Origin of the sequence: Frateuria sp. YIM B11624, assembly GCF_049727805.1 — a bacterium.
Classification (GTDB): Bacteria; Pseudomonadota; Gammaproteobacteria; order Xanthomonadales; family Rhodanobacteraceae; genus Frateuria_A.
In genome coordinates, this window is sequence record NZ_JBCNYA010000020.1 from 40,558 (window position 1) to 52,754 (window position 12,197).

The 12,197-nt window shown below is 67.1% G+C and carries 10 protein-coding genes; all 10 read left to right on the forward strand.

Annotated elements, in window-relative coordinates; translation table 11 throughout:
- Positions 1-2: 2 nt before the first annotated feature.
- The 10 genes from tssF to AAIL17_RS11680 all read left to right on the forward strand — a co-directional run bounded on the left by tssF (position 3) and on the right by AAIL17_RS11680 (position 12,102).
- Complete coding sequence (tssF, locus tag AAIL17_RS11635; protein WP_424683005.1) at positions 3-1,886, forward strand: type VI secretion system baseplate subunit TssF; 1,884 nt, start codon at positions 3-5, stop codon at positions 1,884-1,886.
- Positions 1,850-2,869, forward strand: coding sequence for a type VI secretion system baseplate subunit TssG (gene tssG, locus AAIL17_RS11640; protein ID WP_424683006.1), 1,020 nt, complete (start codon positions 1,850-1,852; stop codon positions 2,867-2,869). The genes tssF and tssG overlap by 37 nt, the downstream gene beginning before the upstream one ends.
- A gap of 83 nt (positions 2,870-2,952) precedes the next feature.
- Positions 2,953-3,399, forward strand: a complete 447-nt coding sequence (locus AAIL17_RS11645) for a hypothetical protein (RefSeq protein ID WP_424683007.1) — start codon at positions 2,953-2,955, stop codon at positions 3,397-3,399.
- 11 nt (positions 3,400-3,410) lie between these two features.
- Positions 3,411-3,632, forward strand: coding sequence for a hypothetical protein (locus AAIL17_RS11650; RefSeq protein ID WP_424683008.1), 222 nt, complete (start codon positions 3,411-3,413; stop codon positions 3,630-3,632).
- Between the two features lie 79 nt (positions 3,633-3,711).
- Positions 3,712-6,459, forward strand: coding sequence for a type VI secretion system ATPase TssH (gene tssH, locus AAIL17_RS11655; RefSeq protein WP_424683009.1), 2,748 nt, complete (start codon positions 3,712-3,714; stop codon positions 6,457-6,459).
- 96 nt (positions 6,460-6,555) lie between these two features.
- Positions 6,556-7,851, forward strand: a complete 1,296-nt coding sequence (locus AAIL17_RS11660) for a hypothetical protein (protein WP_424683010.1) — start codon at positions 6,556-6,558, stop codon at positions 7,849-7,851.
- A gap of 84 nt (positions 7,852-7,935) precedes the next feature.
- A complete protein-coding gene (locus tag AAIL17_RS11665) occupies positions 7,936-8,982 on the forward strand; it encodes a M35 family metallo-endopeptidase (protein WP_424683011.1) in 1,047 nt (348 codons plus the stop codon).
- A gap of 156 nt (positions 8,983-9,138) precedes the next feature.
- Complete coding sequence (locus tag AAIL17_RS11670) at positions 9,139-10,152, forward strand: hypothetical protein (RefSeq protein ID WP_424683012.1); 1,014 nt, start codon at positions 9,139-9,141, stop codon at positions 10,150-10,152.
- Between the two features lie 268 nt (positions 10,153-10,420).
- Positions 10,421-10,708, forward strand: coding sequence for a PAAR domain-containing protein (locus tag AAIL17_RS11675; RefSeq protein ID WP_424683013.1), 288 nt, complete (start codon positions 10,421-10,423; stop codon positions 10,706-10,708).
- Between the two features lie 5 nt (positions 10,709-10,713).
- On the forward strand, positions 10,714-12,102 hold the full coding sequence (locus tag AAIL17_RS11680; protein ID WP_424683014.1) for a tetratricopeptide repeat protein: 1,389 nt from the start codon (positions 10,714-10,716) through the stop codon (positions 12,100-12,102).
- Positions 12,103-12,197 lie beyond the last annotated feature (95 nt).

Sequence of the window (12,197 nt, forward strand, 5' to 3'; positions counted from 1 at the left end):
CCATGGACCCGCGCCTGCTCCGCTACTACAACCGCGAACTGCAGCACGTCCGCGAGATGGGCGGCGAGTTCGCGCGCGAATATCCCAAGATCGCCGGGCGGCTGGGCCTGGAAGGCTTCGAATGCGCCGACCCGTACGTCGAGCGTCTGCTGGAAGGCTTCGCCTTTCTCGCCGCGCGCGTGCAGCTGAAGCTGGATGCGCAGCAACCGGTGTTCACCCAGCACCTGATGGAAATGGTCTACCCGCACTACCTCGCCCCGGTGCCCTCGATGGCGGTGGTGGAGATGGCGGCGGACCTGAAGGAGGCCGCGCTGGTCACCGGCCACACGGTGCCCCGCCATACCGCGCTGCGCAGCCTGACCGGCCGCGACGAGCGCACCGCCTGCGAATACCGCACGGCGCACGACGTGACCCTGTGGCCGCTCAAGCTGGCCGAGGCGAAGTACTTCGACACTCCGGCGGCGATCGCCGCAGCAGGTGTGGCGATTCCCGCCGACCGCACGGTGCGCGCGGGCCTGCGCCTGAAGTTCGCCGTCACCGCCGGCGCGCAGGCCAGCGAGCTGGCGATGGACGAACTGCCGGTGTTCCTCGCCGGCGCTGACGAACTGCCCAAGCGGCTCTACGAACAATTGCTGGGCAACGCCGTCGGCGTGACGGTGCGCACCAAGGGTGCCGGCGGCATCGCCAGCACCTGGCTGGAGGCTTCCAGCATCCAGCCCAAGGGCTTCGCCGACGACGAGTCGATGATCCCCTACAGCGGCCGCTCCTTCAGCGGCTACCGGTTGCTGCAGGAGTACTTCGCCTGTCCGGAGCGCTTCCTGTTCACCGTGTTCACCGGCCTGCGCCAGGCGCTCGCGCGCGCGCAGGGCAGCGAATTCGAGATCGTGGTGCTGTTCGACCGCAGCATCAGCCGGCTGCACAACGCGGTGGACGCGGGCAATTTCCGTCTGTTCTGCACGCCGGCCATCAACCTCTTCCCGCGCCGCGCCGACCGCATCCATCTGCAGCAGGGCAGGACGGAATACCACGTGTTGGCCGACCGCACGCGGCCGATGGATTTCGAGATCCATTCGATCGGCCAGGTCGAGGGCTTCGGCGACAGCCAGGAGCCCGAGCAGCAGTTCCAGCCGTTCTACGGTTGCGACGAGCGCACCTGGCAGGGCGGCCACGGCGCGTTCTACACGGTGCGCCGGGAGCCGCGCCAGTTGTCCGCGCGGCAGAAACTGCAGGGCGCCCGCTCGAGCTACGTCGGCAGCGAGTTGTTCATCGCGCTGGTCGACGCCAACGAGGCGCCGTACTCGAGCCGGCTGCGCCAGGTCGGCATGCAGTTGATGTGCACCAACCGCGACCTGCCGCTGCAGATGCCGGTGGGCAAGGCGAATACCGACTTCACCCTGGACGTGGGTGCGCCGGTGGAGTCGGTGCGCTGCGTGGCCGGTCCGACCAAGCCGCGGGCGCCGGTCGCCGGCGGCGAAACCGCCTGGCGGCTGGTCAGCCACCTGCAACTGAACTATGTCTCGTTGCTGGGCGAGGGCAACGCCGACGGTGCCGCGGCACTGCGCGAGATGCTCACGCTCTACTGCGACGAGTTCGATTCCGGTGCGCGCCGGCAGATCGAGGGCATCAAGACGGTGTCCTCGCAGCCGATCGTGCGGCGCATTCCGGTGCCCGGTCCGATCAGCTTCGGCCGCGGGCTGGAAATCACCCTGACCTGCGACGACGGCGCCTTCGAAGGTACGGGCGCCTTCCTGCTCGGTTCGGTGATGCAGCATTTCTTCGCGCGCTACGTGTCGGTTAATTCGTTCACCGAAACCGTATTGCGCACCCTGGAACGCAACGAGGTGGCCCGATGGCCGGCACGGCTGGGTACGCGCCAGACGCTGTAGCGCTGGAACGCGCGCTGCAGGAGCGGCCGGGGGACTTCGATTTCTTCGAGGCGATCCGGCAGCTCGAGTGCGCGCATCCGACTCGCCCGCGGCTGGGCGAGTCGACCAAACCGTCGGAAGACTTCGTGCGCCTGTGCCAGACGCCCTCGCTGGCCTTCGCCGCGAGCGCGATCGACCGCTTCGAGCCGGCCACGGCAGGCCAGCCGGCGCGCATGCGCGCCTGGTTCTTCGGACTGTTCGGCCCCAATGCGCCGCTGCCGCTGCACCTGACCGAGTACGCGCTCGACCGCGAACGCAACGCGCGCGATCCGACCCTGATCGCGTTCGCCGACATCTTCCATCACCGCATGGCGAGCCTGTTCTACCGCGCCTGGGCCAATGCCCAGCCCACGGTGCAGGCCGACCGCCGCGCGGAAGACCGCTTCCGCCTTTACACCGGCGCCCTGGTCGGCATGGCCACGCCCGGCCTGGAAGGCAGGGACGCGCTGCCGGACGACTACAAGCGCTACTTCGCCGGCCGTATGGTCGCGCAGACGCGCAACGCCGAAGGCCTGCGCAGCCTGCTGCAGCATTTCTTCGCCGTGCCCGTGCGGGTGATCGAATTCGTCGCCGAATGGATGCGCCTGCCGCGCGAGGCGCACCTTCGGCTCGGTCGCTCGACCGAAGTCGCGGCGCTGGGCCGCACGGCGGTCATCGGCGAGTACGTGTGGGGCGCCCAGCAGCGCTTCCGCCTGCGCCTGGGGCCGCTCGATCGCAACCAGTTCGAGCATTTTCTTCCCGGCGGCACCGCGCTGGCGCAACTGGTCGCCACCGTGCGCAGTTATATCGGGGACGAGAAATCCTGGGACGTGCAACTGGTGCTCAAGCGCGAAGACGTGCCGGCTGCGCGACTGGGCAGGGGTGGGCGCCTCGGGCTGAGCCTGTGGCTGGGGCGGCGCGCCGGCCAGGGCGACAGCGATGATGTCGTGTTGCCGGTGGGCTGAGGGAATGGATCGCAGCCGCGCGGCGCCGACGGACCGGCAAGCATCGACCGGATCCGGGCGCCATCGGGAGAAGGACGAGCGTTATGTCGAAGTGCCCGGCAGACCTGTGGAGAGCCATCCACACGAGCGATTTCCCGGACGGTCCCGTTGTCGACGGCGAGCCGGCCCCGGGAATTCTCTATCCGACGTTCGAGCGCAAGCAGATCGGCGTGCTTCCCAATGGCAAGCCGAAGTACCGCAAGCCGGACGTGAGCATCGTGGACGGCCTGGTGCAGCCCGGCGGTGGCACGTCGCTTTTCGACAGGAAGAACGTGTTCAAGGGGAAGGCGTGGCGGTACTTCCATATCCCGAAGGACACGCTGGTAGATCCCAATCTGGCTATCGTCGGCCCGGACTACAACGAGGCCTTTGCCGCCAACCACTACCAGATCGAGCCATGCAAACCGTTGTTCACCGGCGTCCTGAAGGGAGCGTTGGACAACTTCGCCAGAGCCGCTTTGGCCAAGCTTTACGAAGACGCGCGCAGCTAGGGATCCATGCCATGACGATAAGCATCCACACGTTGACCATGTCCGTACTGGCGGTGCAGGCCAGGATCGAGGAGCTGCAGGACCGCATCTCGCGCGCCGCGGATCCGGAGCTGTCCTGGCTCGAGGAGGATCTGCTGGCGTATTCCAAAGCACAGACGGAACTGAAGCGAATGTACGTGCAGGAACAGCAGCGCTCCGACAACCTGGTTCCATACGAAGAGCTGTTCGAGTAGCCCTGGCTATCGCCGAAATCCTTCAACGCATCCGATTCCACGTTCCCGCCCGGGAACATTCAAACCTTGGGAAAGTGTCATGGCCGAAATCAGTCGCAGCGCCCTGTTCGGGAAACTCAACAAGCTCGCCTACCGGGGCATCGAAAGCGCCACCGTGTTCTGCAAGCTGCGCGGCAATCCCTATGTCGAGCTGCTGCACTGGATCCACCAGATCCTGCAACTGCAGGACTCGGACCTGCACCGCATCGTCAAGCAGTTCAACATCAACCCGTCCAACCTGGCGCGCGACGTCACCGACGCGCTGGACAAGCTGCCGCGCGGCTCGACCACGATCACCGACCTTTCCTCCAACGTCGAGGAGGCGGTCGAGCGCGGCTGGGTGTTCGCCACGCTGATGTTCGGCGAGGCGCAGGTACGCACCGGCTATCTGATGGTCGGCGTGCTGCGCACGCGCCACCTGCGCAACGCGCTGGTCGGCATCTCGGCCGAGTTCGACAAGATCAAGCCTGAGACGCTGGTGGAGAAATTCGCCGAAGTGGTGTCCGGCTCGCCCGAGGACGGCCAGAGCGCCAGCGACGGCTTCCAGATGGGCGGCGCCGTGCCGGGCGAGGCCAGCGGCGCGATGGGCCCGGCGCAGATGGGCAAGCAGGAGGCGCTCAAGCAGTTCACCGTCGATCTCACCGCGCAGGCGCGCAGCGGCAAGATCGACCCGATCGTCGGCCGCGACGAGGAGATCCGCCAGGTCGTCGACATCCTCATGCGCCGCCGCCAGAACAACCCGATGCTGGTCGGCGAGGCAGGCGTGGGCAAGACCGCGGTGGTCGAAGGGTTTGCCTTGCGCATCGCCCAGGGCGACGTGCCGCCGCAGCTCAAGGACGTCGAGCTGCGCACGCTGGACGTGGGCCTGCTGCAGGCCGGCGCCAGCATGAAGGGCGAGTTCGAGAACCGGCTGCGCCAGGTGATCGAGGAAGTGCAGGCGAGCCCGAAGCCGATCATCCTGTTCATCGACGAGGCCCACACCCTGGTCGGCGCCGGTGGCGCGGCCGGTACGGGCGATGCGGCCAACCTGCTCAAGCCGGCGCTGGCGCGCGGCAACCTGCGCACGGTCGGCGCCACGACCTGGGCCGAGTACAAGAAGCACATCGAGAAGGATCCGGCGCTGACCCGCCGCTTCCAGACCGTGCAGGTCGACGAGCCGAGCGAGGAGAAGGGCATCCTGATGATGCGCGGCGTCGCCAGCGTGATGGAGAAGCACCACCGCGTGCAGATCCTGGACGAGGCGCTGGAGGCCGCGGTCAAGCTCTCGCATCGCTACATTCCCGCGCGCCAGTTGCCGGACAAGGCGGTCAGCCTGCTCGATACCGCCTGCGCCCGCGTGGCGATCAGCCAGCACGCCGTGCCGCCGGAAGTGGACGACACCCGCAAGCGCATCCAGGCGCTGGAGACCGAACTGGCGATCATCGCCCGCGAGAAGACCGTGGGCGTGGACGTGGCCGAGCGCGAGGCTTCGGCCGGCGAAAAGCTCGCCGTCGCCAAGGCCCGGCTGGAGACGCTGGAGGTGAACTGGCAGGTCGAGAAGGGCCTGGTCGAGAAGATCCTCGCCCTGCGCGCCCGCCTGCGCGGCGATGCGGCGCCGGTGGAGGGCACCGGCAGCGCGCTGGAGGAGGCGGCCAACGCCGAAGGCGGCGCCGTCGCGGTCGCAGGCACCGCCCTGACCGACGCCGAACGCGCCACCGCCCTGGATGAACTGAAGGGCCTGCAGGCGCAGCTCTCCGAACTGCAGGGCGAAAGCCCGCTGATCCTGCCCACGGTCGACTATGTGGCGGTCGGTTCGGTGGTGTCCGACTGGACCGGCATTCCGGTCGGCCGCATGGTCAAGAGCGAGCTCGAGACCGTGATGAACCTGGCCAGCCTGATGGGCAAGCGCGTGATCGGCCAGGACCACGCGATGGAGATGATCGCCAAGCGCATCCAGACCAGCCGCGCCGGCCTGGACAACCCGAACAAGCCGATCGGCGTGTTCATGCTGGCCGGCACCTCCGGCGTGGGCAAGACCGAGACCGCGCTGGCGCTGGCCGAGGCGCTCTACGGCGGCGAGCAGAACCTGATCACCATCAACATGAGCGAGTTCCAGGAGGCGCACACCGTCTCCACGCTCAAGGGCGCGCCTCCGGGCTATGTCGGCTACGGCGAGGGCGGCGTGCTGACCGAAGCGGTGCGCCGCAAGCCGTACTCGGTGGTGCTGCTGGACGAGGTGGAGAAGGCCCACCCGGACGTACACGAGATCTTCTTCCAGGTGTTCGACAAGGGCGTGATGGAAGACGGCGAAGGCCGCTCCATCGACTTCAAGAACACCCTGATCCTGCTCACCACCAACGCCGGCACCGACCTGATCGCAGGACTCTGCCAGGACCCGGACCTGATGCCCGAACCCGAAGGCATCGCCAAGGCCCTGCGCGAGCCGCTGCTGAAGGTGTTCCCGCCGGCGTTGCTCGGCCGCCTGGTGACGATCCCGTACTACCCGCTAAGCGAGAAGATGCTCGGCGAGATCGTCAAGCTGCAACTCGGCCGCATCAAGAAGCGCATCGAGGCGCGCTACAAGATTCCGTTCGAGTACGACGACGAGGTCGTCAAGCTGGTGGTCAGCCGCTGCACCGAGAGCGAGTCGGGCGGCCGCATGATCGACGCGATCCTGACCAACACGATGCTGCCGGACGTCAGCCGAGAGTTCCTGAACCGCATGATCGCGGGCACGCCGGTGACGGGCGTGCAGGTGGGCGTGAAGGACGCCAATTTCTCGTATGCGTTTGCCGAGCAGTCCAACTGACGCGGATGGCCCGTAACCGGCGGAGCCGCCTGGCGCAGCGTTGCGCCCTGGCGGCACGCGGGAGCCTGCGGGCCAGCCTTTTCCTGGAGAAGTTTGATGTCCACATTCACGGTCTACTGCCACGGTACTGGCTTCAACCGCACCAAGGGCAGCTCGTCCGACGAGCTGGTCGCCTGGTTCCACAACCACAACGACGGCGTCGAGGCGGTGCTCGGTGGCGGCGGCGTGACCCGCGGCGACTACATGATCAATGAAGGGCCCGGCCATAGCGGCAACGGCATCGCGCAGCCGCAGCAGATCAACCCGATCACCGGCAACCGCAAGCAGAACCTGTCGGTGGGCAAGGCCATCAAGGGGCCGTCGTTTGCCGACCACGCCATCGGCAATACCGGCGGCCCCAAGGTCGCGGCCAAGCTGCGCGGTGTGATCAGCGGCCAGGGATGGGACGAGAACGTCATCCGCACGGTGAATCTCATCCAGGACCTGAAGTTCGAGCATGGCCAGCCGATCGACCGCGTCAACATGGTCGGCTGGAGCCGCGGTGCAGTGACCTGCATGCGCATCGCCAACATGATGAACGAGGTGTTCGGCAACGAGATCACCTGCAACATCTTCGCGGTCGACCCGGTGGCCGGCGCCGACGCCGGCGAGAAGATGGCCGACACCCAGGTCCTGCATGCCAACGTCGCACGCTATGTCGGCATCCTTGCCATGCACGAGATGCGCAGCACGTTCAACCCGCAGGACTGGAGCCGTGTCCGTGCCCCGGCCACCGAAGCCATCTTCCTGCCCATGCCCGGAGTGCACAACGCGCAGGTCATGGTGAAAACGCCGCCGGATGCGGCCTACGTCACCCGCAATCTGGCCTGCGGCCTGCTGCGCGACTGGGGCACGCCGATCAACGTCACGCCCTACGGCCACCTCAGCACCGCGCAGGACATGTGCGTGGCCTATGCGCGCATGGTGCTGGCGCTGTCCGAGCACAAGTCGTACGAAACCAAGAGCGTGATGGGCCGCGTCATGGGCGGTACCACCAGCCTCCGGCGCCGCGAGTTCGCCAAGCACTCCAAGATGGACACCTACACCCGCGGCGGCAAGGAGAGCTACTGGATCAACGAGCATCACCGCGCCTGCTTCGCCAAGGCGTTTCCGGACGTCTACGACATGGTGTTCGAGAGCCAGGGCTCGGGCGAGATGGCGCTCACGGCGCAGTCGCGCTTTTCGGCGTTCTTCAACCTGATCCAGGGCAATGCACCGCTACGCCGTTCGCTGGAGCTGAAAGGGCTGCTGGTGGAGGAGTCGCCGACCCGGTACCTGATCGGCATCGGCGCGGGCCGCTACAGCAACCAGTTGCGCCGGCTGTGGCCGGATGCCTTTCCGCTGCACGCCTGATCCTGGCGTGGCGGAGCGGAAACCGGGGAGCTGGTTTCTGGGTTGGACCACGTGACCTGCATGTGTCGGACGGGATGAAGAGCCATGGGTACTTCCGTTATTCAAGACAACGCCAAGTTCGCGAACGTCATGGCGAACTTCAAAGTCCATTCAACGGCGGCCGCCAACGGCGCCCTGGTTTTTGCAGGCACTCATTGGCCACTGGGCGTTGCGGACGTCAACGCGGTGGGGGCGACCTCCGTAGGTCGCCAAATGCGGCGCGAAATCGACTACGCATTTGCAGAAGCGCGGGCAATGCTGGCCGCGGGTTTCGTCAAGGCGGCGGCCGCATGCCAGGGAGAGGAGGCCGCGGGCCTTCTGATGAAGAAGTGGTTTGGCAGAAGGCAGTCGGGCCCCGGTCAGAACGACTGGTGGCAAGGCGCCTATCGCATTATCGGGCAACTGCAGGCTCTGCTCTCGAAGGATATAAACGTCTTCTATCGCGGCGACGATACGCTGATAGGAAAGCCGGACGACTATCCCGGTGCCACTGGTAACCTGGTTGCGCGGGACGTCGCCGGTTACGCCGAGACCAGTGCCGGCGCGACTGATGGAAACATCGGCCTTTGCAAGCTTTTCTTCAGGCGTGAATCCGGTGGCGTGTTCAAGACCGCCCAGAAGGGACGCGATTCGATCGGTGGCTGCATCGTGCACGAGCTTTCGCACAACTACTGCGGTACCGAAGATCACGATGGCAAGGGTGGCGGCACCTGTTACGGCGATGCATCGTGCCAGAAGCTGGCGAGAGAGCGGAGGCGGCGAGCCTGGTACAACGCCGACAACATCGAATACTTCTGTGAAGATGCTTACTACGGCATCGTCGCCGCAAAGCAGGCCATCCAGTCGGGAGCGGTGAATACCGCGAGCAATCTGCGCAATGCACACAAGCAAATCATCGACGCCCTGGTCCCGCAGCCGAAGAACACGGTAGCGCAAGGAGGCGTTCGCCAGCCTGGCCAAGTCACGGGAGAGGTGGCGCTCAGGCGCGCCATATTCCAGGCGACGGCAATCGTGGAGAACCCGTCGTTGCCGACCAATCCGGTGGTTTCGACGGGAAAGGTTTCTGCGCTCCGCGGCGTCTTCGAGCAGTAGGGCGGGGTGTCGCCAACGCCATCTGCAGCAGCTTCGCTCCGCCGTAAAGAACCTCGTGCCGGATCAAGGCGAGGAGTAATGCAGGTACGCACGAACGGACCTGCAATGGACACGAAAACGCCGGCGCGGGCGGCATCAAATCACGGGGAAAAGCATATGCCTACAGCAACACTGAGTCGCGAAGAGTTCATCGCGATGGGCGAACTGGCCAAGGCGCGACGGAAGTTGCTGGTCAACATGTTCTCGGGCACGCGGCTCAAGTTCGGCAGGGCCGACCAGCTCTCCACCGGCAAGCAGTTGCTGTCCACCGGCAAGAAGATCAAGACCAGCACCGAAAAGCTTGTCAAGGGTGGCAAGACCGCCAGCAAGGTGGTCAGCCTGCCGGGCATGAAGGACGCGGTCGCCGATTTCATGGTCCAGTGCGCCGACGTCGACGGCATCGATGACATCATCGAGGCGCTGTCCGGCGAGGTGCTGGCCAACCTGGTGGCGGAGATCACCCCGGTGCTCGGCGTAGTAACCAGCAGCGTAAAGCTGGTCAAGGCCGGCAAGGCGGTGGCCGAGGACGGCTACAACCTCTACAAGAGTTCGGACTATAAGCAGGGCTTCCGCTTGGGCGACCCGTCAGCCGCGGCCGAGGCGATCCAGGCCATCATCAAGCGGGACCTGGCCCGGCATTCGATCCAGCTAGGGCAGCAGAGCGTGGCCACCGGCACCAAGATCGCCGGCCTGTTCGCCGATTTCGGCACCGCCACCACGGCCGCCATCGGCGCGGCCAATGCGCTGGCCAGCCTGGGCCTGCAACTGTTCTCGCTGGGCCTGGACATCAAGGACCTGCGCGCGGGCAACAAGCGCCTGGCGACCCCCAACACGCTCGACCTGACCGTGTTCAACGAATGCCCGGTGCTGGGTTGCTATCTGCTGACCTGTTCGGACACCTCCTCGGTGGCCAACATGTTCGTGGCCGACATCGGCCTGCCCGGATGGATGGACCGGGTCGAGGCTATGAAAAAGAAGCAGATGGACCCGATGCTGAAGATCGCCAGCAAGAATATCCAGAGCTCGCGCCTGCAACTGGAAGGCCTGAGCAGCGACAAGGGCACGCATGTGAAGAAGGGCTTCTTCGCGGGCATCAAGAGTACGGCGCTCAAGCGGGTCGGGCTGGCCTGAGGCATCCGGCACGCCCGCGAGCCGGGCGTGAAGGGCGCGTGACCAGATCGGCCGTCGTTTTACGGATTCACCTATAGGCAACGCTGGCCGGCCCGGCCGGCGTGCCGCCACCAGGGGGACTCCGCCAGCCGTGCAGGGCGGACGGAAATCGAGGCTGGATGCCGTCTCCGGGTGGATCCGGCCTGCCAATGGAGCCATTGGCAGGCCGGCGCGTCGCGTCGTCGCCGCACCGTCGGGCCGGTCATCCCGCTCCAGCCGAGGAACCCGCATGCAACCCGCCGCCCGCCTCACCGACATGCATGTCTGCCCGATGGTCACTGGCGTGGTGCCCCATGTCGGCGGGCCGGTCACCGCGCCGGGTGCGCCCACGGTGCTGATCGGCGGCCTGCCGGCCGCCCGCATGGGCGACATGGCGACCTGCGTGGGCCCGCCCGACAGCATCGTGATGGGTTCGCCCAAGGTGCTGATCGGCGGCCAGCCGGCCGCGCGCATGGGCGACAGTTGCGCGCACGGCGGCACCATCGTGCTGGGCTGCTTCAAGGTGCTGATCGGCTGATGGCGATGAGCAGACCCAGGCCGGACAACCTGATGCTGCGCCGCACCGTGCGGGACCACCGCGCCGTGCTGCAGCAGGCGATGCGCGCGCACCAGGCGGACGACCTGGACACCGCCGAGCGGCTGTACCGCGAAGTGCTGGACCTGCATGCCGCCCAGCCCGACGCGCTGCATTACCTCGGCGTGCTGTGCCACCAGCGGGGCCGCAGCGACGAGGCGGTGGATCTGATCCGCACCGCGCTGAGGATCACCCCGCGCCACCCGGACGCGCACAACAACCTGGGCAACATCCACAAGGAGTGCGACCGGCCGGCGGAGGCGGAAGCCTGCTACCGGCGCGCGCTCGAATGCGGCCCCGGCCACCACAACGCCCTGGGCAACCTGGCCGTGGTGCTGGAGCTGCAGTCGCGCCTGGACGAGGCCTTCGAGGCCTACGGCAGCCTGCTGCAAAAGGCGCCGGACGACGCGCGGGGCCATTACCTGATGGGCCTGTTCCTGCGCAGCCACGCGCAGCACATGGAACATCTGGAGCAGGCAGCCGGATGTTTCGGCCGCGCGTTCGAGCTGGACCCGCGCAACCTGCGCGCGCTGGAGGCACTCGGCGTGACGCTGTACGCCCTCAAGCGGCGCGACGAGGCGCGCGGGGTCTACCGCGACTGGCTCGAGCGCGAACCCGACAATCCCGTGCCGCGCCACATGCTGGCCGCCTGCGGTGGTGCCGAGGCGCCGCCGCGTGCCGCCGACGACTACGTGCGCGAACTGTTCGACGGCTTCGCCGACAGCTTCGACGAACAACTCCTTAAAAACCTGGACTACCGCGCACCGCAGGTGCTGGTCGACGCGCTGGGTGGGATACTCGCTGCCCCGGCGGCGGCACTCGACGTGCTCGATGCCGGCTGCGGCACGGGCCTGTGCGCGCCGCTGCTGCGTCCCTACGCCCGCCAACTGGTGGGCGTGGACCTCTCCGGCGGCATGGTGGAGAAGGCGCGTGCCCGCGGCGGCTACGACGTGCTCGAGGTGGCCGAACTGACCGGCTACCTGCAGGCCCGCCACGAGGCCTGGGACCTGGTGGTCTCGGCCGACACGCTGGTCTATTTCGGCGAACTGCAGGAGGCGCTGGCCGCCACCCGCAACGCGTTGTGCCCGGGCGGCTGGCTCGGCTTCACGCTGGAAGCGCTGGACGAGGATGCCGACCGCGCCGAACTGACGCCCAGCGGCCGCTATCGGCACACCCGCCGCTACGTCGAACGCGTGCTGGCCGCGGCCGGCTTCGACGACGTGCGCATCGCCGCCGACACGCTGCGCCGCGAGGCCGGCCAGGCGGTGGCCGGCTGGGTGGTACTGGCGCAGCGACCGGGCCGGGGCATGCCGGCCGACGATGGAGATGCGGCATGAGCGATCGCGCGCAACGGCACACGCCGGCGGCTCGGGATGCCACACCCGTTGCCCGCCGCTGCCATCCCCGCATTGCCGCCCGGCAAGCCCGCCTC

Bases quoted from the DNA above. Each gene is read 5' to 3' on its own strand.
- tssF (WP_424683005.1), top strand. From the start codon at position 3: ATGGACCCGCGCCTGCTCCGCTACTACAACCGCGAACTGCAGCACGTC.
- tssG (WP_424683006.1), top strand. From the start codon at position 1,850: ATGGCCGGCACGGCTGGGTACGCGCCAGACGCTGTAGCGCTGGAACGC.
- AAIL17_RS11645 (WP_424683007.1), top strand. From the start codon at position 2,953: ATGTCGAAGTGCCCGGCAGACCTGTGGAGAGCCATCCACACGAGCGAT.
- AAIL17_RS11650 (WP_424683008.1), top strand. From the start codon at position 3,411: ATGACGATAAGCATCCACACGTTGACCATGTCCGTACTGGCGGTGCAG.
- tssH (WP_424683009.1), top strand. From the start codon at position 3,712: ATGGCCGAAATCAGTCGCAGCGCCCTGTTCGGGAAACTCAACAAGCTC.
- AAIL17_RS11660 (WP_424683010.1), top strand. From the start codon at position 6,556: ATGTCCACATTCACGGTCTACTGCCACGGTACTGGCTTCAACCGCACC.
- AAIL17_RS11665 (WP_424683011.1), top strand. From the start codon at position 7,936: ATGGGTACTTCCGTTATTCAAGACAACGCCAAGTTCGCGAACGTCATG.
- AAIL17_RS11670 (WP_424683012.1), top strand. From the start codon at position 9,139: ATGCCTACAGCAACACTGAGTCGCGAAGAGTTCATCGCGATGGGCGAA.
- AAIL17_RS11675 (WP_424683013.1), top strand. From the start codon at position 10,421: ATGCAACCCGCCGCCCGCCTCACCGACATGCATGTCTGCCCGATGGTC.
- AAIL17_RS11680 (WP_424683014.1), top strand. From the start codon at position 10,714: ATGAGCAGACCCAGGCCGGACAACCTGATGCTGCGCCGCACCGTGCGG.